At 71.0% G+C, this 21348-nt stretch carries 22 protein-coding genes, 2 pseudogenes and 1 riboswitch; of the genes and pseudogenes, 16 read left to right on the top strand and 8 right to left on the bottom strand.

Features of this window, described 5'->3' with window-relative positions; genetic code table 11:
- Positions 1-75: 75 nt before the first annotated feature.
- The gene (locus tag Y09_RS04980; protein ID WP_053916536.1) at positions 76-906 is read right to left on the bottom strand and encodes a C40 family peptidase; all 831 of its coding nucleotides are present in this window, start codon (positions 904-906) and stop codon (positions 76-78) included.
- Between the two features lie 711 nt (positions 907-1617).
- The gene (locus tag Y09_RS04975) at positions 1618-2523 is read right to left on the bottom strand and encodes a hypothetical protein (protein WP_053916535.1); all 906 of its coding nucleotides are present in this window, start codon (positions 2521-2523) and stop codon (positions 1618-1620) included.
- Positions 2524-2706: 183 nt separating this feature from the next.
- Positions 2707-2800: riboswitch (TPP riboswitch) on the top strand.
- 213 nt (positions 2801-3013) lie between these two features.
- Between Y09_RS04975 and Y09_RS04965 the strand changes: the two genes are divergently transcribed.
- Both Y09_RS04965 and Y09_RS04960 read left to right on the top strand, forming a co-directional pair.
- The gene (locus Y09_RS04965; protein WP_053916533.1) at positions 3014-3817 is read left to right on the top strand and encodes a 3-oxoacyl-ACP reductase; all 804 of its coding nucleotides are present in this window, start codon (positions 3014-3016) and stop codon (positions 3815-3817) included.
- Positions 3817-5187: an LLM class flavin-dependent oxidoreductase gene (locus tag Y09_RS04960; protein ID WP_053916532.1), complete on the top strand. Its 1371-nt coding sequence runs from the start codon at positions 3817-3819 to the stop codon at positions 5185-5187. Before Y09_RS04965 ends, Y09_RS04960 begins: the two co-directional genes overlap by 1 nt.
- 102 nt (positions 5188-5289) lie before the next feature.
- Here Y09_RS04960 and Y09_RS04955 read toward each other — a convergent pair whose 3' ends face one another.
- Complete coding sequence (locus Y09_RS04955; protein ID WP_053916531.1) at positions 5290-6207, bottom strand: RimK family alpha-L-glutamate ligase; 918 nt, start codon at positions 6205-6207, stop codon at positions 5290-5292.
- A 484-nt stretch (positions 6208-6691) separates the two neighbouring features.
- Between Y09_RS04955 and Y09_RS04950 the strand changes: the two genes are divergently transcribed.
- Positions 6692-8407 (top strand): sodium:solute symporter family protein, encoded by a 1716-nt coding sequence (locus Y09_RS04950; RefSeq protein ID WP_053916530.1) that lies wholly within the window; start codon positions 6692-6694, stop codon positions 8405-8407.
- Between the two features lie 101 nt (positions 8408-8508).
- A complete protein-coding gene (locus tag Y09_RS17805; RefSeq protein WP_010551855.1) occupies positions 8509-8637 on the top strand; it encodes a putative transporter small subunit in 129 nt (42 codons plus the stop codon).
- Between the two features lie 154 nt (positions 8638-8791).
- On the opposite strand, the gene Y09_RS04945 is transcribed toward Y09_RS17805, so the two are convergent.
- Entirely contained in the window at positions 8792-9832 is a 1041-nt protein-coding gene (locus Y09_RS04945) for a Gfo/Idh/MocA family protein (protein ID WP_053916529.1), read from the bottom strand.
- Between the two features lie 102 nt (positions 9833-9934).
- On the opposite strand from Y09_RS04945, the gene Y09_RS18090 reads away from it, so the two are divergent.
- Positions 9935-10066 carry a hypothetical protein gene (locus Y09_RS18090; protein WP_255351642.1) on the top strand — a complete coding sequence of 44 codons (132 nt, stop codon included), beginning with the start codon at positions 9935-9937 and terminating at the stop codon, positions 10064-10066.
- Positions 10067-10105: 39 nt separating this feature from the next.
- Here Y09_RS18090 and Y09_RS04940 read toward each other — a convergent pair whose 3' ends face one another.
- Both Y09_RS04940 and Y09_RS17115 read right to left on the bottom strand, forming a co-directional pair.
- Complete coding sequence (locus Y09_RS04940; RefSeq protein ID WP_053916528.1) at positions 10106-11041, bottom strand: aldo/keto reductase family oxidoreductase; 936 nt, start codon at positions 11039-11041, stop codon at positions 10106-10108.
- Between the two features lie 327 nt (positions 11042-11368).
- Complete coding sequence (locus tag Y09_RS17115) at positions 11369-11554, bottom strand: hypothetical protein (RefSeq protein WP_148639530.1); 186 nt, start codon at positions 11552-11554, stop codon at positions 11369-11371.
- Positions 11555-11941: 387 nt separating this feature from the next.
- Here Y09_RS17115 and glpX point away from each other — a divergent pair, with 387 nt between their 5' ends.
- The 3 genes from glpX (at position 11942) to Y09_RS04925 (ending at position 15155) form a co-directional block, all read left to right on the top strand.
- Positions 11942-12934, top strand: a complete 993-nt coding sequence (gene glpX, locus Y09_RS04935) for a class II fructose-bisphosphatase (protein WP_053916527.1) — start codon at positions 11942-11944, stop codon at positions 12932-12934.
- Positions 12935-13078: 144 nt separating this feature from the next.
- The gene (locus tag Y09_RS04930; RefSeq protein ID WP_053916526.1) at positions 13079-13780 is read left to right on the top strand and encodes an NUDIX domain-containing protein; all 702 of its coding nucleotides are present in this window, start codon (positions 13079-13081) and stop codon (positions 13778-13780) included.
- 427 nt (positions 13781-14207) lie between these two features.
- On the top strand, positions 14208-15155 hold the full coding sequence (locus tag Y09_RS04925) for a VOC family protein (protein ID WP_053916612.1): 948 nt from the start codon (positions 14208-14210) through the stop codon (positions 15153-15155).
- 92 nt (positions 15156-15247) lie between these two features.
- Here the strand turns inward: Y09_RS04925 and Y09_RS04920 are convergent, their stop codons facing one another.
- Both Y09_RS04920 and Y09_RS04915 read right to left on the bottom strand, forming a co-directional pair.
- Complete coding sequence (locus Y09_RS04920; protein WP_053916525.1) at positions 15248-15475, bottom strand: hypothetical protein; 228 nt, start codon at positions 15473-15475, stop codon at positions 15248-15250.
- Entirely contained in the window at positions 15472-16179 is a 708-nt protein-coding gene (locus Y09_RS04915; RefSeq protein WP_053916524.1) for a DsbA family protein, read from the bottom strand. The genes Y09_RS04920 and Y09_RS04915 overlap by 4 nt, the downstream gene beginning before the upstream one ends.
- Positions 16180-16462: 283 nt before the next feature.
- Between Y09_RS04915 and Y09_RS04910 the strand changes: the two genes are divergently transcribed.
- From Y09_RS04910 to Y09_RS04880, 8 genes and pseudogenes are all read left to right on the top strand, one after another.
- Positions 16463-16774 (top strand): hypothetical protein, encoded by a 312-nt coding sequence (locus Y09_RS04910; RefSeq protein ID WP_053916523.1) that lies wholly within the window; start codon positions 16463-16465, stop codon positions 16772-16774.
- A gap of 58 nt (positions 16775-16832) precedes the next feature.
- A complete protein-coding gene (locus Y09_RS04905) occupies positions 16833-17264 on the top strand; it encodes a hypothetical protein (RefSeq protein ID WP_053916522.1) in 432 nt (143 codons plus the stop codon).
- A 149-nt stretch (positions 17265-17413) separates the two neighbouring features.
- Positions 17414-17698 carry a single-stranded DNA-binding protein gene (locus tag Y09_RS04900; protein ID WP_234695636.1) on the top strand — a complete coding sequence of 95 codons (285 nt, stop codon included), beginning with the start codon at positions 17414-17416 and terminating at the stop codon, positions 17696-17698.
- Between the two features lie 66 nt (positions 17699-17764).
- A complete protein-coding gene (locus Y09_RS04895) occupies positions 17765-18505 on the top strand; it encodes a ParA family protein (protein ID WP_148639529.1) in 741 nt (246 codons plus the stop codon).
- 64 nt (positions 18506-18569) lie between these two features.
- Complete coding sequence (locus Y09_RS04890; protein ID WP_053916521.1) at positions 18570-18947, top strand: hypothetical protein; 378 nt, start codon at positions 18570-18572, stop codon at positions 18945-18947.
- Between the two features lie 274 nt (positions 18948-19221).
- The gene (locus Y09_RS17110; RefSeq protein ID WP_148639528.1) at positions 19222-19683 is read left to right on the top strand and encodes a hypothetical protein; all 462 of its coding nucleotides are present in this window, start codon (positions 19222-19224) and stop codon (positions 19681-19683) included.
- Positions 19684-19851: 168 nt separating this feature from the next.
- A pseudogene (locus Y09_RS04885) lies at positions 19852-20478 on the top strand (transposase family protein); the annotation flags it as partial.
- Positions 20479-20596: 118 nt separating this feature from the next.
- Positions 20597-21310 (top strand): annotated as a pseudogene (locus Y09_RS04880) (transposase); the annotation flags it as partial.
- Between the last annotated feature and the right edge of the window lie 38 nt (positions 21311-21348).

The raw sequence follows: 21348 nt of genomic DNA, 5'->3' as shown, positions 1-21348 counted from the left end.
ACCGCTGCCTCTGCACGCAAAGGGAGCCCCGACCGTTGGTCGGGGCTCCCTCTGCGCGGGCGTTGCGACCTGCGGTCAGCGGAAGGTGACGAAGGTCGGCGAACCCCAGATGGTCCGCTCGGTGACGGCGCCCGGGGTGCGCCCCGCGTCGATGACCGTGTCGCCACCGGCGTAGATCCCGAGGTGGCCGGGCCACACCACGAGGTCACCGGGCTGGGCCTCGGACTTGGAGATCGTGGTGCCGGCCGCGACCTGCTGCGACGAGGTGCGGGGCAGGTCGATGCCGGCCTGTCCGTACGCGTAGGAGCTCAGGCCCGAGCAGTCGAAGCTGACGCCCGGCTTGGAGGTGCCCCACGAGTAGGAGGCCCCGATCTGGCTGCGCGCGGCGTCGACGATCGCCTGCTGCGAGTTCGTCGCGGAGTTCGAGGGGGCGGGAGCAGAGGTTCCACCGCCCGAGGTCGATGCGCCGCCGTTCAGTGCGCCGCGCGTCTCGGGGCCCACGATGCCGTCGATCTTCAGGCCATGCGAGCGCTGGAAGTCCTTCACGGCCCCATGGGTGAGCTTGCCGAACTTGCCATCGACCGACAGCGAGGCACCGTGTTCGTTCAGTGCCGTCTGGAGCTGCTCGACCGACGAGCCCTGCGATCCCCACCGCAGCTTCTCGGCCGCAAGCGCGGATGTCGCATGTGCAGGAGCCGGTGCCGTGGGGGCTGAAGCCTGCGCAGCAACGGCAGGTGCGGCGGGCGAGCCGGCGGGGGCGGCCTGCGCGGGGCCCGCGAGCAGTGCGGAGCCGATGACGACCGTGCCGAGCACAGCGGCACTACCGGTGCCCCGCAGTGCGCGGCCGGCGGTCCCGACAGGCGTGACTGCTCGGCCGACGGCGCGGTGGGTGTTGTTCTGGGCCATGGTTCTACTCCGTAAATTTCCCACTCGAGTCGGGCGGGAGTTGATGACTTCGTCGGGGCCACAGCGACAGCGGAGCGAGCATCGAGGGGACGGCTCATGTCGTGGGCGGCGAGATCAACCTACGGCCCTGCGCGGCTCAGCAGAACAGCGATGGACGGCTCTGCGCGAGGATTTAACTGAGGCTTGACGCCATCCCCCAGATACCCCCAGAGATAGGACTCCGCTTTACCCCTCAGGGGTACGGAGTTGGAACGTGGACCCAGCTTGTCCTCAGCCTCTCGGGTGGCGTGGAGAGTGCTGAGCTTCCTGGCTGGGGGTATCAGGGACAGGTGCACGTGCCCGTGACTGAACCTCCTTGGACGGACTCGGACTGTCGAGTCCGGAGAGGTGCTCCGCGGGGAAGCATGCGCGGTAGCGGTTCCGGAAGGGTAGCGCGGGCAGGGTTGGGCGGTCGGGGATCAGGGTGTTGCTCTTGAGATCGCTGTAGAGAGTGGCGAGAGGGCCAGACCAGTAGTCAGCGGTCTTCGCGTCGAGAGCACCTGGCTGGCCGCTGCGGCGGGACAAGGCGGTTTTCGCGGCGGCGGCTCGGTTGCCTTCGTGGGATTGCTGGTCGAGGAGGGTCAGCGCGCTGTTGGAGAGGACGTAGGGAAGCGCGTCGATGCCGATGGGTACCCCGTTTGGAGGGGTGAGCTGGTAAGTGAAGTCTCCGCTTCAAGGCGGCTGCCAGCTCAGCGGTCTGCCGAGTCGCAGGGGGCTGGAGTGGTCGAGGATCCGGAAGGCGGCCTCGAACAGCTCCATCTGCTCGGCGTCGAGCTCCTCGCGCCGTTGCCTCCATTTGGCGTGATGATCGGCGGGGACGGCGAGGGGACGCGGGGCGAAGTAGGCTTCGCCGCCGGTGAAGAGCTCCCAGAACCGCCGTTGTACGGCGAGTATGGGCGTCTCGTGCCGGGGATGGGCCGAGGTCAGGGCTTGCGAGAGCAGGCGGAGGTCGTCGGCGAGGATGCGGCGGTGGCGGTAGTGGGCCCACGGCGGGTGCGCCTGAAGTTCGTCCAGGAGCTGTTCGAGTTGGCTCAGCAGGGTGGGCCAGGTTCCGTGGGCGCGTCTGGCGCGGATGCGTCGGGCGAGGGTGGAGGGGAAGGCGCGGGGGAGGCCTAGGTCGACGGTGAGGTGCGACCAAGGGCGACTGGTGCCGATCCGGGCCAGTAGAAGGGAGATCTCTGCGTGGGCCATCGGATCGGACGCATCGAGTTGGGGCAGCGAGCCGGTCCAGATCGCCTGGGGGATGTGCGCGACGGTCAGCGGGCGCCCGGTCGAAAGATGTTCGGGCAGCAGCAGGTGCCGCGAGGCGGCGCGTAATGCATGCGGTGGCAGCGGGTGTCGGGGATGGGCGGCGCCGGTGCGGAAGGCGAGTTGGCTAGTCGCGGTCAGGTGCTCGCGGTGGTGGCCGAGTTGCAGCGCTCCGAGCAGGGGATTCTTGACCGGTGGTGTCGACGCGGCCTGCAACGTGATGGGGGCTTTCGGATCGGTGGGCAGCACCAGTTGCTGGAGTCGTTCCCCGCCCTGAACCGGGTCGGTGGCTTCGATGACGATGAGGGTGTCGGCCAGCCCCGCGGCCACCGGCTCGTCATCTCGGCCCGCCACGCTGTCGTCGTCACCCCTCGGACGTCGAAAGGCCCGTCGTGTCCACCGCTCGCTCCTCCCGGTGCGCCCGCCCCGGAGGCGGACGTGCCGCAGCTCCACGAGCTGGGAGGCAGCTCGACGAGACCGGGAGCGCCCAGCGGCCGGCGGCGGGTACAGTCGGTGATCGACACGGGGTGCCCCGCCAGGGGCTGAGAGCACACCCGGAGAACCTGATCGAGTTCATGCTCGCGGAGGGATGTCGTCGATGCGCTGTGCGCTGTCGCCCTGCAGGCCACGGTCCTGCGGGCCAGGGCCGTGCTGGTCGCGAACCGGCACGCCGCCGCCCTGCACGCCGCCATCCCCTCTCCCGGTCCCCGTGTCGCCTCCCGCGCAGCGCCGCGCCCCGATCCGGCCCTGCTCCGACCGCGACACGTCCCTCCCGCTCGGCGGCGGGCGTGCTCGCATGCCCTGAAAGGACCGCACGACCATGACACCCTCCACCCCGACCACCCGCGCCTCCCGTACCGCCCCGCCGCTCTCCGAGCAGGTCGTCCTCGTCACCGGCGGCGCTCGCGGCCTCGGCCGGGCCCTCACCGAGGCGTTCCTCCGCGAGGGAGCCAGGGTCGTCATCGACCACCTCACCAGCGAGGCCGCCGCCCGGGAGATCGCCGACGCGCACCCCGGCCGGGCGATCGCCGTGCGCGCCGACGTGCGCGAGCGCGACCAGGTCGAGGCCCTGTTCGCCCGGGCCGAGGCCGAGTTCGGCGACCCCGTCGACACCGTCGTGAACAACGCCCTGGCCGGCTTCTCCTTCGACGGGGACGCCCGCGCGAAGGCGCACGAGATCGGCTACGAGGCCTTCGCGGGACAGTTCTCCGGCGCCGTGCAGGGCGCGCTGCACACCATCCAGTCCGCCCTGCCCGGCTTCGACCGCGCCGGCTCGGGACGCGTCGTCAACATCGGCACGAACCTCCTCCAGCACCCCGTCGTGCCCTACCACGACTACACCGCGGCGAAGGCGGCGCTGCTGGCCCTGACCCGCACCTTCGCCGCCGACCTCGGTCCCCGCGGCATCACGGTGAACATGGTCAGCGGCGGCCTGCTGCGCACCACCGACGCGAGCTCCGCGACCCCGGAGACGGTGTTCGACGCGATCGCCGCGAGCACCCCGCTGCGCTCTGTGACCACGCCCGCCGAGCTCGCCGACGCCGTGCTCCTCCTCGCCTCGCCCTGGGCACGGGCGATCACCGGGCAGAACCTCGTCGTCGACGGCGGGCTGGTGATGGACTGATGGTCACCCACGGCCATGCCCATGCCTCCGTGACCGGCGCCGCCCGCCGCCCGGTGCGACTGAACCTGTTCGCCCATGCCTGCGGCCACCACTCCGCGGCCTGGCGTGCGCCCGGCTCCTCGGTGGAGCGCCTCGCGGACATCACGTACTGGGAGGAGCTCGCGCGGATCGCGGAGCGGGGCCGGCTCGATGCGGTCTTCCTCGCCGACGGCCAGTCGATCGGCACGGCCGGCGTCGAGCGCGGTCCCGCCTGGATGCTCGAACCGCTCACCGCGCTCACCGCGATGGCCCGCGCCACGGAACGGGTCGGGCTGGTCACGACGGTCTCCAGCACCTTCTGGGACCCGTTCCACGCCGCCCGGCTGCTGGCGAGCCTGGACCACATCTCGCGCGGCCGGGCCGGGGTCAACGTCGTCACCTCGATGACCGACGAGGAGGCTCGCAACCACTCCATGACCGCCCTGCCGGGCCATGCGCAGCGCTACGCCACGGCGGGGGAGTTCCTCGAGGTGCTCCAGGGGCTGTGGGAGTCCTGGCCGATGGACAGCATCCTCGCCGACCCGGACGGCGCCTACGTAGACCCCGCTCTCCTGCGTCCGCCGCTGCATCGCGGGGAGGCCTTCGCCGTCGACGGGCCCTTGAACGTGCCGACCCCGCCGCAGGGCCGCCCGGTCCTCTTCCAGGCCGGGGCCTCGGAGCCCGGGCGCGCGCTCGCCGCCCGCCACGCCGAGGGGATCTACGCCGTGGCCTGGGATCTCGCCTCCGCCCGCACCTATCGCAACGACATCCGCTCCCGCGCGGCGGCGCTCGGACGCGACCCCGACGCCCTCGCCGTCATGCCGGGGCTGGTCCCCTACGTCGCCTCGACCGAGGAGGAGGCTCGACGCCGCAAGGCCGAGCTCGACGCCCTGCTGCCCGTGCAGGACTCGCTGCGCCAGCTCTCCTTCTTCGTCGGCCAGGACACGTCGGACTGGGAGCTCGACGCCCCGGTCCCGCCGCTGCCGCCGCTGGAGGAGTTCACCGGGCCGAAGGGCCGCTACGCCACGGTGCTGCGCATCCTCGAGATCGCCCGCCCGACCGTCCGCGAGCTGCTGGGGCTCCTCGCCGCAGGCGGTGGCCACGCGACCGTGATCGGCAGCCCGGAGCAGGTGGCAGACGAGATCGAGCGCTGGGTCGACGCAGGAGCGGCCGACGGCTTCAACCTCATGCCTCCCACCCTGCCGGGCGGCATCGAGGAGTTCGTCGACCAGGTGGTGCCGGTGCTCCAGCGGCGTGGGCGCTTCCGCCGCGAGTACGAGGGGACGACCCTGCGCGACCATCTCGGCCTGCCGCGGCCGCCGCAGGGAATCCCGGCGCCGACGGGGAGCTGACCGACGCTGGCGAGCGGCCGGTCGGACGGGACCGCTGAGGGAGGGGACGGGGCCTGTTCGCGGCGCCGGCCCCTCCCGCGGAAGGGGCGTCGCCCCGAGCCCTCAGAGCGAGCGCTCGGGCTCCGTCGCTCGGACCCGCCCCAGGATCGCGTCGACGAAGAGCTCCGTCACCTCCGGAGCGAGGTGCAGGTTGTAGGTCGGCTCGAACAGCTCCGCCTCGATCAGCACCCGCCCGTGCTCGGCCGAGTCGACCAGGTCGATCCGCCCGTACAGCGGCGTGCCGAGGCCGGTCACCTCGGCGACCGCCGCGAGCACCCGCTCGGCGAAGGCCTGCTCGTCGGCCGAGGCCCCGACGAGCTGGGGGTTCTCCTGGTACTGGCCGCCGCGCAGTCCGCCGCCGCGGGCGAGCAGCGCGCCCTTGGCGACCGCATGGGTGAAGCGGCCGTCGAGGGTGTAGACCGCCTTCTCCAGCCCGTCGGAGAGCTCGGGCACCTCGGGCTGCACCATGACGGTCCCGCCCGCGTCGAGGATCTGCCGGGCGAGGGCGAGCGCGGCGGGGTCCTCGCGCGCGAACAGGCCCGTGCGCTGCGATCCCGCGCCGACGGCGGGCTTCACGACCACGTGAGCGGCCTGCGTCGGCGCCGCGAGCGCGTCGCGGACCGGGTCGAGCGTGCGGTGGTAGCTCGTCGGGATCACGGGGATCCCCTCGGCCTCGAGCTCGAGGAGATAGTGCTTGTCCATGTTCCAGCGGATCAGCTCCGGCTCGTTGAGCACGTGGGTCCGCGTCCCCGCATGCTCGAGCCACGCCGCGAACTCGGCGGGATGCTGGGCGTAGTCCCAGGGGCTGCGGAGCACGGCGAGATCCCAGGAGGCCCAGTCGACCGACGCGTCGTGCCAGTCCAGCGAGGTCGCCTCGACGCCGCGGTCGCGGAGAGCGGCGACCAGCGGGGCGCAGTCGCGGTCGGGATCGGTGGAGGTGAAGGCGCCGGGGGAGGTGGTCACGATGCCGATGCGCGTCATGGCATCGAGGGTAGGGCGCGTGGTGAGCGGCTCGACGCCGCGTCCGCCCCGGGACGGGCGGGACCGTGCACCCCGGCCGAGGCGTGCGCCGACGGTCGATGCTGCATCTGTATGCGGAGCATGCGCCCTTGGTGCACCGGTGGCTTGTCTGTGAATGTCGGACAATCGGCAATCGCTCATGACCTGCGGGAAAGGTCGGCCTTCGGGTGGTCACCTGGCAATCCGCTGAGGGTTGTGCGAGTATCTATGCGACTCCACGCGTGATCGAGGGCGGGGGAGCGGCCCGGGAGGGCCCACCCGTCCCCGCCGTCAGGGTGCGCCCCATGCGGCGCTGAGGCGAGGCCTCGCCCGGGCGAGATTCGACGCGATCCGCGACGGGGTCGATCGCCGGTCGGCCCCGCTTGGGGCCCCGTCTGGCCCGACGCGCCCTGCGGCGCGGGGGACCGGCCGCACGTGACCGGTCCACCGCGACGAGAGGAAGTCCATGCCGCCCGCGCCCTCAGGCGAGATCATCCAGCTGGGGATCATCGGGATCGCCCTGCTCCTGCTCCTGTTCTACGGGGGCACGATGTGGATGTCCGTGGCGATCTCCCGCAAGCAGGAGAACGCCGACGACTACATGACCGCCGGCAACCGCATCGGCTTCGGCGTCTCCGCCGCCTCCATGACCGCCACCTGGATCTGGGCGTCCTCGATGTACGCCTCGGTGACCGCCGGGTACACCTACGGCGTCTCCGGCCCCATCCACTACGGGCTCTGGGGCGCGCTGATGATCCTGTTCATCTACCCCTTCGGCAAGCGGATCCGGAAGGTCGCCCCGCGCGCCCACACCCTCGCCGAGGTGATGTACGCCCGCCACGGCCGCTCCTCGCAGGTGATGCTCGCCGGCTCCAACGTGCTCGGCTCCGTCATCTCGCTGACCTCGAACTTCATCGCCGGCGGCGCGATCATCGCGATGCTCTCCCCGCTCAGCTTCGGCGCGGGCATCCTCATCATCGCCGGCGGTGTGCTCCTGTACACCCTGTGGTCCGGCTTCCGCGCCTCCGTCCTGACCGACTTCGCGCAGGTCATGGCAATGCTCGGCGCGGCCGTCGTGATCATCCCGGCGGTGTTCTTCCTTGCCGGCGGCCCCTCGATGTTCGCCGAGGGGGTCGCGGCCGGGCACGTCACCCCGCAGCAGGAGAGCTTCTTCTCCTCCGACGCCTTCATGAACCAGGGCGCCCCCTACATCGCCGCGGTGCTCGCCTACGCGATCGGCAACCAGACCATCGCCCAGCGCCTCTTCGCCGTGCGCGAGGACCTCATCAAGCCCACCTTCGTCACCGCCACCGTCGGCTACGGCGCGACCGTGATCGGCGTGGGCATGCTCGGCGTGATGGCGCTGTACCTGGGCGTGGAGCCCGTGGGCGGCGACGTGAACAACCTGATGCCGCAGATGGTCGGCACCTACCTGCCCGTCGCCCTGGTCGCGCTCGCCTTCGTCATGATCATCGGCTCGCTGTCCTCCACCGCGGACTCCGACCTCGCGGCGCTGAGCTCGATCGTGATGACCGACTTCTACGGCCAGTCGGTCGGCCGGAAGAACGTCGACCCGAAGCTCATGCTGCTCATCGGCCGGATCACGATGATCGTCGCGACGGGTCTCGCGCTCTACTTCGCCACCGCGCGCTTCAACATCCTGGACCTGCTGGTGTTCGTGGGCGCCCTGTGGGGCTGCCTCGTGTTCCCGGTCATCGCCTCCTTCTACTGGAAGAAGGTCACCAACCGCGCCTTCACCCTCTCCGTGATCGCCGCGCTCGTGGTGTTCCTTCCGGTGCGCTTCGAGCTCCTCCCGCTCGAGGGCGTCTGGGCGCTGGTGGTCGAGCTGCTGGCGATCGTCGGCGTGGGCGTGGTGCTGGGGATCATGGCGTTCGGCTTCTTCGGGCTGCGCGCCGCGATCGTGATCGGCGCGACGGCGACCATCGCGGTGCTGCCCTTCGGGTTCGGATACCTGCGTGACTTCGAGACCCTCTCGGGATCGCTGGTCGCCTACGCCGTCTCGTTCCTGGTGTGCTGGGCGCTCAGCGTCCGCTCCTCGCAGGACTTCGACTTCTCGGTGATCAAGAAGGTCACCGGCGACTTCGACGAGGAGACGACCGCCTCCGACCTCGAGGGCCTCTCTGACGACGACCGCATGGCGGGCCGCGGCCCGGTCCGCTGACCCGGCGGCACCCTCACCTCCGGCGGCCCCGTGACGACGGGGCCGCCCCGACCACCGCTCCTGCCGGCCGTGCGCCGGCCCCGCTCCTCGAAGGAGACACCATGACCGCTCTGCTGACCGCCTACGTGCTCATGTGGCCCGTGCTCGTGCTCGGGATCCTCATCACGATCGTCCGCGGCTTCGCGAAGGACGCGCGCGAGGCCCGCAAGGAGGGCCGCTCGATCATCTGAGACCCGCTCGCCGGCCTGCGCGGCCGGTGCGCTGCGGGCACCTGCAGAAAGGGGCCTCCAGCGGCACGGTGCGACGACAGTCGTCGCGGCGTGCCGCTGGAGGCCCCTTGGTGCCGACGGTCCGGCGATGCGAACGCCACCGGGCCAGGCGGGGTCAGTTCCCGACGCCGGTGCTGCGGTAGGCGTCCTTGAGGATCCGCAGCGAGTCCATCGCCTCGGCGGGCCCGATCCAGAACGGCGCCTCGGAGTCCAGCCCGGCGTAGAAGTCGCGGATCAGCTCCTCGTGGGAGACGCCCCAGTAGGAGCGGCCTCCCGCGGTCGCGACCCGGTCGGAGAAGCTGTCCACCCGGCCGTCCTTCCAGCGCACGGTGAGCCCGCCGACGCTGCCGGAGCGGACCTCGAGATAGGCGTTGTCGGTCTCCACCTCGAGCTCGACGGGCCGCGCGACCGGCGCGGTGAGGGTGGCGTAGAAGGTGGTGGTGATGCCGGAGGCGTGATGGAGCACGAGGTCGGCGGTGTCCTCGGTCTCGACGACGCCCGCGAACTTCTTCTGCGAGACGAGGCCCTCGGTCCGCTCGACCGGGCCCAGCAGCCACTGCACGAGGTCGAGGGTGTGGATCGCCTGGTTGATCAGCAGACCGCCGCCCGCGGTCTCCCACCGGCCGCGCCACGGCTTGGCCGCGTAGTACTCCGCCGAGCGCGACCACACGACCGAGGCGTAGGCGCCGCGCACCGCGCCGAGCTCACCGCTCGCGAGCAGCCGGTGCAGCCCCTGGCTGCCGCGGTTGTAGCGGTTCTGGAAGCAGATCGCGATCTTCGGCGCGCCCGCTCCGCCGTCGGCCCGCGGCCCGGAAGCGCCGGCCAGCGCCTCGACCAGCCGCTCGCCCTCGGCGAGGGTGTGCGCGAGCGGCTTCTCCTGGAGCACGTGCACGCCCCGCTCGAGCGCGGCGAGGGAGGGGCCGACGTGCTGGTCGTGCGGCGTGGTGACGTGCACGGCGTCGGGGCCGAGGGCGTCGATCAGCTCCTCGGCGCTCGCGAAGGTCGGCAGCCCCGTGTCGGCGGCGGCGCGCTCCCGCGCGGCGGGGTCGACGTCCGCGATGCCGACGAGCTCGAGCCCGTCGATCGCCTCGACCGCCCCGACATGGACGACGGAGACGTCCCCGTAGCCGATCAGACCGATGCGACGCTGCGCCATGAGCCGTGCCTCCTCGCCGCTCCGCTGCGGCACCTGGGTGGACAGAGAGAATCCCGGCCATTCTCTCCGGTGGGGTGACGGAGCGGTATCCGTTGCCATGCGATGCCCGCCCTGCGCCGCCCCCATCACTCGCCGATGCACGCCGGGGTCGTGCTCGGGGTGTCCGGGTTCGTGCTGCTCCTGGCCGTGGTGCATGTGCTGCGGGCGTTCGGGATCGTCGGCGGGATCTGCTGAGCGGGGCGCGCCGACGCGGGAGGGCGCTGCGGGCCCGGCTCAGGGCACGATCCACCCGGCCGCGCGGAACAGCTCGTACCACTCGGCGCGGGTCAGAGGGATGTCGGAGCCGGCGGCGGAGTCCGCGACGCGCTGCGGGGTGGTGGTGCCGAGCACGACCTGCATCTGCGCGGGGTGGCGGGTGATCCAGGCGGTGGCGATGCCCTCGGGGGTCACGTCGTACTTCGCGGCCAGGCGGTCGATGACGGCGTTCAGCTCGGCATGCTCCGGATGGCCGAGGAAGACCCCGTCGAAGAAGCCCGCCTGGAACGGGGACCAGGCCTGGATCGTGATGTCGTGCAGGCGGCAGAAGTCGAGGATCCCGCCGCCGTCGCGGACGATCGACTGGTCGCTGCCCTGCATGTTCGAGGCCACGCCCTGCGCGACGATCGTCGAGTGCGTGATCGACAGCTGCAGCTGGTTGGCGACGATCGGCTGGTCCAGGTGCTTCTGCAGCAGCTCGATCTGGCGCGGGGTGTGGTTGGAGACGCCGAAGTGGCGCACCTTGCCGCTCGCGTGCAGCTCGTCGAAGGCGCGCGCGACCTCCTCCGGCTCGACCAGGGCGTCGGGGCGGTGCAGCAGCAGGATGTCGATGCGGTCGGTGCGCAGCGCGCGCAGCGAGCCCTCGACCGACTCGACCAGGTGCTCGTAGCTGTAGTCGAAGTACGGACCCTCGGGCACGATCCCGGCCTTGGTCTGGATCGTGACCTGGTCGCGCTCCGACGGGGTCAGTGCGAGCGCCTCGGCGAAGCGCTCCTCGCAGCGGTGCTTCTGTCCGCCGTAGATGTCGGCGTGGTCGAGGAAGTCGATCCCGGCGTCGCGGGCCGTGCGGACCAGGGTGCGGATCTCCTCGTCGGACTTCTCGGCGATCCGCATCAGGCCGAGCACCACGTTCGGCGCGGTGATGTCGGTGTGGGGGAGGGTGAACTGCTCCATGGCATGACCTCGTCGGCATTCGGGGCGGGTGCCGCGGTGCTGCGCGGCGCAGGACGCCCGTGCGGCGCCGCCGCACAGAAGCCTACGCGCCCCCGCCGCGCGGCCTCTGCCTCCCCGTCCTCTGCCTCCCCGTCCTCTGCCTCCCCGTCCTCTGCCTCCGGTCCTGCCCAGTTCCCGTCACCCTGCCCCCGCCGCCCGCAAACTTCTGCGCTCTCTGCGTGACCTCAATGCCCTATGGCGGTTGAGGTCACGCAGAGAGCGCATTTGTGTGCGGCAGGACTCGCACGTCGGCTGCGGCGGGGCCAGCGCGGCAGCGCGAGGGGAGGGTCAGCGGACGGCGGGGGAGAGCTCCCGCTGCAGGAAGAGCGCCGCCGCGCCGAGCGCGCCGACCCCGTCGCCGAGCTGCGAGGACTCGATCGCCACCTGCTCGGGCGGGGCGTCCCGCCGTACCCGCTCCTCGATCCTCGCCAGCACGTGCGGGGCGAGAACGTCCCAGTGCGGCGCTTCGAGCACCCGTGGTGGACGCTACCGCCGATGCCTACCGCCGAGCCGATCGCAGCACCGGCGAGGACGTACGGCACCGTCTCCTCCTGCACCCTCTCCTCAGGCCGCTGCCCGGCGGACCGGTTCTCGGCCGTGAGTGCGGCGTCGGTGTCCTTGTCGAACAGCTCCGGTGGCCCGGTCGCGGCGCCGAACTCCTCCACCAGAGGCACGCCCCGCCGTGGAGGCAGGCCGCCGCGGGCGCGGGACGGTTTCCCGGGCGGAGCAGCCCGCCGGGCGGCGCCGGTCGGTTACAGTCGGACTCGCACGTCAGGCACCGATCGGCCTGTCGCCCCGGCAGGTCAGGACGCCCGGCGCACGCATGCGACGACCCGCACTCGACGACGAGGGAGACCCCCGATGACCACGCCCGCCTCCACACCCACCGCCCCCGATCGCAACCTCGCCCTCGAGCTCGTGCGCGTCACCGAGGCCGCCGCCATCGCCGGCGGCCGCTGGGTGGGCGCGGGCGACAAGAACCGGGCCGACGGCGCCGCCGTCGACGCCATGCGCTCCTTCATGGACACCGTCCGGATGAACGGCACGGTCGTGATCGGCGAGGGCGAGAAGGACGAGGCCCCGATGCTGTTCAACGGGGAGCAGGTCGGCGACGGCACGGGCCCCGACGTCGACGTCGCGGTCGACCCGATCGACGGCACCCGCCTCACCGCGCTCGGCTACAACAACGCCCTCGCCGTCTTCGCCGTCGCCGAGAAGGGCAGCATGTACGACCCGTCGGCCGTGTTCTACATGGAGAAGATGGTGGTGGGGCCCGAGGCGGCGGAGTACGTGGACCTCCGCCTGCCGATCGAGCAGAACATCAAGCTCGTCGCGAAGGCGCTGGACAAGCCCGTCAACCAGGTCACCGTGTGCGTGCTCGAGCGTCCGCGCCACGAGGCGATGGTGCGTGAGATCCGAGAGGCCGGCGCGCGCGTCAAGTTCATCATGGACGGCGACGTGGCCGGAGCCATCGCCGCCGCCCGCGGCGCCGGGGTGGACATGCTGCTGGGCACTGGCGGCACCCCCGAGGGCATCATCGCGGCCTGCGCGGTGAAGGCCACCGGCGGCATGATCCAGGGCCGCCTCGCCCCGACCGACGACGAGGAGCGGCAGAGGGCGATCGACGCCGGCCACGACCTGGACCGCGTGCTGACCACGGACGACCTGGTCACCTCCGACAACTGCTACTTCGCGGCGACCGGCATCACCGACGGCGACCTGCTGCGCGGCGTGCGCTACCGCCACGACCGCATCGTCACCGAGTCGATCGTCATGCGCTCCACCTCCGGGACGGTCCGCCTGGTCGAGGCCGAGCACCGCGCCGACAAGTGGGGCCGCTGGCTCTCCGAGTGAGCCGGACGGGCCGACGGGCGACGCGCCGGGGCGTGCGACCCGTCGGCACCTGTCCGTGCAGGCCACGCGCCTGCGCGGAGATTACCTGTGAGTCGCCCGACCAACTGGTGTCACAGTGACCAGAACCCCGCCTATCGTGGACGCATGCCCTCCTCGCCCCAGAGCAGCGTCCCCGAGATCCACGTCGCGGTCGACCTGATCATCCTGACGCTCCGCGGCGGTGAGCTGAGCGTGCTGCTGATCCAGCGCGACGACGAGCCGCACAAGGGGTCATGGGCCCTCCCGGGCGGCTTCATCGAATACGGCGAGGACCTCGACGGCGCCGCCTACCGGGTGCTCTCCGACGAGGCGTCCCTGGGCAGCGGCGCCGTGCACCTCGAGCAGGTGCGCACCTTCGGCGCCCCCGGCCGTGACCCGCGCGGGCACGTCGTCTCCGTCGCGTTCATGGCCCTCGGCGCGGACCTGCCCGACCCCCTGCGCGGCGAGGACGTGGCCGACGCGCGCTGGTGGTCGATCGCCGACCTCGACGGCATCTCCCTCGCCTTCGACCACGCCACCGTGCTCGAGGCCTCGATCGAGCGGGCGCGCAGCAAGCTCGAGTACACGACCCTGGCGGTGACCTTCCTGCCCGAGGAGTTCACGATCTCGCAGCTGCGCGGGGTGTACGAGAGCGTCTGGGGCCGTTCGCTGGACGCCGGGAACTTCCACCGCAAGGCCACCCGCTCCGAAGGCTTCCTGATGGAGCTGGACCGCCACGCGGCGCCGACGGGCGGACGCCCGGCCCGGCTGTACCGCGCGGGCTCCGGCACCTCGCTCGTCCCCCCGCTGCTGCGCGCCGGGGACTGACCCGGACCGGCGCTGCGACCAGCAGCCTCTCGTGTCGTCGACGGGCCGAAGGTGGTGCGAGCCGGCCATGTGTGCACCTCGCCTCACCATCGGCCCGTGCGCGACACCGCCGGCAGAGCGGCGTCCGGTCGACGGGACCTGAGTCCCTCGGGACGAGCCCTCGACGGGCCTACTGTCTATGCATCGCCTCCCTCCGGCAACGGGGGTCGTGGCGGGAGGACCCCGGGTCGGCAGGGGAGAGCGGACTCGGCACGAGGGCGGTGAGCAGTGCTCACCGCCCTCGGTCCTGCCCGGGATGAGGTGTGCAGCGCCCTCCCCGTCGCATCCGACGCTATGGCGTGGAGCACGCGCGAACAGTTAATGCTTGAAGTGTCTATCAGGAGGGCGCATGCTGGTCCCGACGCCCCCGCCGCACGAAAGGCTCGCCATGACCGCCTCGCCCCTGACCTCCTCGACCTCCGCCCGGACCGTCGGCGAGCAGCACCTCTCCGCCGACCTCGCCATGGACGCCGTGACCCTGCGCGTCGGCGACCTCGAGCTGATGAGCTCCTACTACGAGAACGCCCTCGCACTGCAGCCGATCGAGGAGCGCGCCCGCGTGGGCGGCGAGGTCCACCGCGTGCTCGGCCGCGGTGACGTCCCCTTCTTCCGCCTCGTCGCGACCCCGGGGCTGCCCGGCGTCGACCCGAGCCAGGCGGGCCTGTTCCACACCGCGATCCTCTTCGAGGACCAGGCGTCCCTCGCTGGCACCGTGCTGCGCGCCGCGCAGGACCCCCGCTCCCGCTTCGCCGGCACCGGCGACCACCTCGTCTCCGAGGCCTTCTACTTCACCGACCCCGAGGGCAACGGCATCGAGCTGTACTGGGACCGCCCCCGCGACCAGTGGCAGTGGACGAACGGCCAGGTCGCGATGGACACCCTGTTCATCGACCCGAACAAGTACCTCGCCGAGCACCTGACCGACGAGGTCGGCGCCACCCCTGGCATGCGCCCCGGCATCGTCGGCCACGTCCACCTGCAGGTCGGGGACGTCGAGATCGCCCGCCGCTTCTACGTCGACACCCTCGGCTTCGAGACCACGGCCGGGTCCCACCCGGGCGCGCTCTTCGCCGCCGCAGGCGGCTATCACCACCACGTCGCGATGAACACCTGGAACAGCCGCGGCGCCGGCCCCCGCGCGACCGCCCTGGGTCTCGCCGACGTGGCGATCACCCTCCCCGGCCGCGAGGACCTCGATGCGCTGGCCGCCCGCCTCAGCCGCGCGGGCCTCTCCTTCGCCGACACCGGCCGCTCGGTCCGGGTCGAGGACCCGTGGGGCACCCCTGTGACCCTGAGCCTGCCGGGCACCGGCACCGAGGAGCTGCTCGGCCGCTGAGCACCCGCGGACGCGGAGCCGCCGCACACAGAACGGGACCGACCCCTCCGGAGGTCGGTCCCGTTCTGTCTGGAGGTCGTTCGGGAGTCGCGTCAGTCGCAGCTGCCGTCGGCGTCGCAGGCCCGTCCGCCCGCGAAGGATCCGCCCAGCAGCGAGGAGAGCGAGGTCAGCGGCTGCGGTGCGGCCTCGGGCTCGGTCGCCTCGGATCGGACGGTGCCGGCCTGCGCGGCGTCGGGCTGTGCGGGGTGGGCGCTGCTCGCGGGGCGGAGGGCTGCCTCGGCGGCGGCGGCGTCGTCGTGCGTGCGGTCGGTGTCGCTCATGCCCGCTCCCCGCGCTCGGCCCGCGCCTCCTCGGCGATCTGCCGCAGCGCCTGACGGAAGGCGTCCGTCGGCAGCGCCCCGGGCGCCGTGTACTTGTCGTTGAACAGGAAGAACGGCACGCCGCGGGCGCCCATCGAGGCCGCCTCTCGCACCTCCGCCTCGACCGCCTCGTCGTGCGCACCGCCCTCGAGCGCCTCGCGCGCGACCTGCTCCTCGAGACCGGCGGCGACCGCGCGGGAGAGGACCACGTCGGCCTCGAAGGGGTTCAGCGCGCCGGTGAAGTAGCCGCGCTGCAGCTCGAGGAAGAACGTGGTCGCGGCGTCGGCCCCGTGCGTCGCGCCGATCGCCTGCATCACGCGGTGCACGCCGCGGGTGTTCGCCATCGGCCGTTCGGTGGAGTACTCGCGACCGATCTCCTCGGCCATGGCCTTGATCTGCGCCTCCATCTCGCGCACCTGCTCGGCCGGCATGCCCTTGGCGCGCACCAGGTGCTCGATGTTGTCCTGCGAGCCGCCGACGGGAGAGGTGGGATCGAGCTCGAAGGAATGCGCGCGCACGTGCACCTGGCCGGTCAACCCCTCGGCCTCGATCGCATCGTGGAGGCGGGCCTCACCGACGTAGCACCACGGGCAGACCACGTCGGTCCACACGTCGACCGTGATCAGCGGGGCGGCGTCGGTCGGGGCGTCCTGGGACGTGGTCATCGGATCCTCCGGAGGGAGTGGGTGCAGTCGGAGCGCGGGAACGGCGGCCGACGGGGCGGCGTGGAAGCTGTGTCCTTGAAAACTGTACTGGTGGGATCTGGGGGCGGCCAGGGGAGAGGGTCGGGTTTCGCTCGGGGCGCAGGCGACGCCGAGCACATCGCCCGCTGCATCGAGGCGCAGCGCCTCGGCCGACGCTACTACCTCGCCTGACCACCCCCAGAGGCCGGCGGCGCCGACCGCCGGCCCCTCCCCCAATACCTCCATTACCAGCCAAGGAGCCGTCATGACCCGCACCGCCACCACTTACATCAGCCCCTCCATGGAGCGCTACGAGCTGCCCGCCGACACGCCCAACGCCTTCACGCTCTCCCCGTGCGAACAGTGCGCACTCGCCCTGGCCGGCCACACCAGCGCCGACACCGGCGACCCCGCCACGGACGAGGCCGCCATGTGGATGGAAGATCAGTGGAGCTACCCCTACGCCACCGAACTCACCGCAGCCGCCCCGACGGCGTGCAGCACCACGGCGTGCGACGGATGCGGCACCGGCGACGCCGGCCGCCGACACTCCGCGATCGCCCACCGAATCGCCTAACACTCTTGACCCCACTAACTCTATTAGGGGCAATAGAGCCATGACCAAGGAGGCCACCGTGGAACAGCTCTCCATCTTCGACGAGATCGAGCGACAGGACGTCGCCGCCGCCACCGCAGACGACTCCCTCGATGGCTACCAGACCCGCTACGAGCGCGGCGAGCTGCTGCCGGGGGAGAGGGGCCCCGGGTGCGGCCACATCTTCGTGCGAGGCGGCTACGACGGCTCCCGCTGCCACCGCGTACACGAGGAGGCCGCTGGCCTCATCTGTGCCGGCATGAGGTTGACCCGTCGCCACCTCGCCATCGCCCTCTCGGACGACCCGCAGTGGCAGGGATTCGCCCACGGCGACGAGGCGCAGCGCGCCATAGCCGCCGGCTGGCCCGAGTCCACCGTGAGCGCCTGGCAGGCTGACCCCCGCGAGCTGCCGCACGAGCTGCACTCGCCCTCCGCTTCCCACGCCGCCGATAGCGAGGAGGGGATGAACTAGCCAGGACTATTGACCCCAGTAACTCCATTGACAACAATGGATGCACCGATACGAAGGGGGCTCCCAATGAGCTACATCGTCCGTACCGGAAACCTCGCCGTCACCCCCAAGCTCCAGCAGGGGAGCGCGGCTGCTACACCTACGCCCGCGTGATCGTCACCGACAGCATCAAGAAGGGCGACGACTTCGTCGACGGCCCGGCCATCGCCCACGACGTCGCCGTCAGCGGCCGTGACGCCGAGCGCCTGGTGGCCACCGCCGAGCGTGACGGCAACGTGCGCGTGATCTTCGCCGCCCGCTACTACGTTACCGAGTACACCGCCAAGGACGGCACCACCCGGGTGCAGCACAACGTGCGGGCCGACCAGATCGGCGTCAGCTTCCGCGGCCAGGGCGTCCATGTGCCCCGCAAGAAGCAGCAGCCCAGCGAGTGACCGCAGTAGGGGAGGGGCCGAACCGCCGGCCCCTCCCCACCCTCCACCACCGAGAGGTCGCCACCAGTGAAGACCATCGCCATGTGCAACCAGAAGGGCGGCGTCGGGAAGACCGCCACCACCGCGCAGCTCGCCCGCGCCGCCGTGCGCCAAGGCCTCCGGGTGCTCGTGGTCGACGCCGACCCCCAGGGCAACGCCACGACCGCCCTAGTCGCCGAGGAGCTACCTCAGGACGCAGCCGGCCTCGCAGACGTCCTCAGCTCCCGCACCGACGCGACCGTGGCCGACGTGATCGTTCCGGGCGTCTGGCCCGGTCTCGAGGTCCTGCCGACCACCGGTGGCGGCAGCCTTGGACTCGTCCGCGATGAACTAATCCAGACCGCCATCGGCCGCGAGGGACGCCTCCGCGACGCTCTCGCCGCCGCCGGCGAGGCGTGGGACCTCGTGCTCATCGACTGCGCCCCGAGCCTCGATCAGCTCACCATCAACGCCCTGGCCGCCGCCGACATCGCCGCAGCCGTCACCGAGGCCGACCGCTTCGCCTCGCACGGACTCGTGCAGCTCATCCAGACCATCGGACTGGTCCGCCAGCACTACCGGCCCTCCCTGCGCCTGACGGGCGTCATCGTCAACCGCTACCGCCCGCGCGAGCGCGAGGCCCGCACCTGGCTCGACGAACTACGCGGCGCCTCGGAGGCCATGGACTTCCCACTGCTGGACCCCCCGATCCCATACCGCGCCGGCATCGCCGCCGCGATGGCCGCCGGCGCCGGCATCGACGAATGGACCGCCATGCCCCGCGCATAGCGCGACGAGCTCGCAGCCCTCTACACCGCCCATCTGCACACCATCACCCAGGAGGCATGACCCCATGGCCACCACCAACAAGCCCCGCAAGACCAGCCCCTTCGCCGGGGGCAGCCCCGTCAACCCGCCCACGCCAGCCCCGGAACAGTCCCCGGCGCCGGCCCCGGCGCGCGCGGAGCGGACCTTCGCCCCGGCGGCAGCCCCGACCGGGAAGAAGTACCCGCCAAAGGTCACGTTCTACCAGCCCCAGGACGACACCGCCCGGATGCGCGGAGCCTTCCGCCACACCGACCGCGAGGAGGGGGACCGCAGCCTCTCCGACTTCATCCACAAAGCCGTCATGGCCGAGGTGGAGCGCCGCGAGAAGAAGTACAACAGCGGCAAGCCGTTCCCCGACCTCGAGGCCGGCAGCATCCCGCGCGGTCGACCGATGGGGGAGTGAGAGGCTATTAGCACGACCTCAGACCCTCTCGACATCGCCCATCTCGCCCGCACCGTCAGAACCGCGGCCGTCGCGCTCACGCCCCGCGAGCGGATGAGTCTCGCGCATGCCGTGGACGCTGCGCAGGCCCACCACGACAACGCCCACGCTGACTTCACTTGGAGCCCCACCCAGTAAGAGGACCCATCGCGGACTGTGCCGAATCGTGCTCTCCCGACAACCGAACAGTCCAAACCCAACCGATTTACGCACAATCACAGATTTGGAAGTGGCAATGTCAATTGATGAGAAGTTCACTATGAGAGTTAGCGCCAAGGGGTGGACGCTGGCCGCAGCAGGCGTAGCCGTTGCCGTCCTTATCGGCATTCAAGTGTGGGCACTTCCGGAAATAGCGGAAAGTACGCTTAGGGCTTTTCCGGAGCTTGCTCCGTGGTATTCCACTGCCCTGGCATGGGGTTGGGTTCAGCTGCTGCTTCTCGAGCTGATGATTGCCGCCGCAGCACTCGATAGGATTCGTAATCGAGATAGTGCGGCATCTGTGGTCGAGTCGGGCTACGTGTACGCCTCGGTCAGTTTTGCCGCCGCGTTCACGGTTCTGTCGATTGGCGCTCTATATGTGATGTGGGACCTTGGATTCACCACGCCTGGAGCAACATGGGGGGCAATCGCCATGGCACTTTTCGGAGTAGTGTGGAGTGTTTCGGGAGCACTACTTGTTCGAGTCCGAGAGGCCTGACCTTTGAATAAGGTCAGGCCTCTCGCGCTTCGAGGGTGTCCAGTTTAGCGGCTCTTCGCATCTGAGGGTGTAGGTGCGGGTCACGGGGTGGGCGCGTCGGTGCCGGGATAGACGTCGAGGTCTCCCGATGATGGAAGTTCTGACGCTCGCCATCTGGAAGACCTCGACGTGCCCCACGCTACCTTCGCGACCCCTGATCTGACGACTTTCACCGGCCTGGACGATCTCGGCCTGATCGCTGTCGGGCAGCGCATCACGGCCGATCGCGCTGTGCTCGAGTGTCGCCTGGCCGTCGCGGATCCGTGGTGCCGCAGCTGCGGCGCTCGAGGAACGTCGCGCGGCTCGATCTCGCGGTCCCTGGCGCACGAGCCGTTCGGCCACCGGCCCACGACTCTGCTGCTGCGGGTCCGCCGCTACCACTGCCAGCACTGCGGAGCCCGGTGGCGGGAAGACACCACCTCTGCCGCACCCGAACGGGCGAAGCTCTCCCATGGCGGGATCCGGTGGGCATTGAAGGCCCTGGTCATCGACCACCTCTCCGTCTCGAGGATCGCGGCCGGGCTGGGCGTCGCCTGGCGCACGGCGAACGAAGCGGTCCTGGCCGAGGGCCGACGCGTGCTGATCAACGACGAGACACGCTTCGACGACGTCCGTGTGATCGGGGTGGACGAGCATGTGTGGCGCCATACCCGGCGCGGTGACAAGTACGTCACCGTGGTCATCGATCTGACGCCGACCAGGAACAAGACGGGTCCCGCGCGGCTGCTGGACATGATCGAGGGCCGCTCGAAAGCGGCTCTTCACAGATGAGGGTGTAGCGGTCGATGGCGGTGTGGGCGCGTCGGTCCGGGGATAGACGTCGAGGTCTCCCGAAGATGGAAGTTCCTACGCTCGCCATCTGGAAGACCTCGACGTGCCCAACGCTACCTTCACCGCGCCCGATCTCGATACCTTCTGCCAGCTCGATCGGCTGGGCCTGACCTCGACCAAACAGTCGATCGGCGCCGACCGCTCGATCCTCGAATGCCGCGTGCTCGACCCGGACAACTGGTGCCACCAGTGCGGTCAGCAGGGCGTCTCCCGAGGAACCGTCGTCCGTCGCCTCGCCCACGTCCCGATGGGCTGGAGGCCCACGATGTTGCAGGTCAGAGTGCGCCGCTACCGGTGCCCGGACTGTCGCAGCGTGTGGCGGCAGGACACCTCGGCCGCCGCCGAACCTCGCGCGGTCCTTTCCCGGCATGCAGCGCTGTGGGCGCTCAAGGGCGTAGTCATCGATCGCTTGTCCGTCGCACGGATCGCCGCCGGGCTCGCGGTCGCCTGGAACACCGCCAACGACGCGATTCTGGCCAACGGCCAGGAACTGTTGATCAACGATCCCACCCGGTTCGACGGGGTCCGTGTGATCGGCGTGGACGAGCACGTGTGGTCCCATACCCGCCGGGGCAGCAAATACGTCACCGTCATCATTGACCTGACCCCGATCCGCGACGGCACCGGCTCCTCCAGACTGCTGGACATGGTCCCGAGGCGCTCGAAGAAGGTGTTCAAGGCCTGGCTCGATGGCCAGACCGCCGAGTTCCGCGACGGAGTCGAGGTCGTCGCAATGGACGGGTTCTCCGGTTTCAAGGCTCTTCACAGATGAGGGTGTAGGAGATGGCGGCGCGG

Origin of the sequence: Brachybacterium sp. SW0106-09 (assembly GCF_001293905.1) — a bacterium.
GTDB classification, from domain to species: Bacteria; Actinomycetota; Actinomycetes; order Actinomycetales; family Dermabacteraceae; genus Brachybacterium; species Brachybacterium conglomeratum.
Note: the sequence above shows the minus strand (reverse complement) of the source record. Positions and strands in the feature narration are given on the sequence as shown.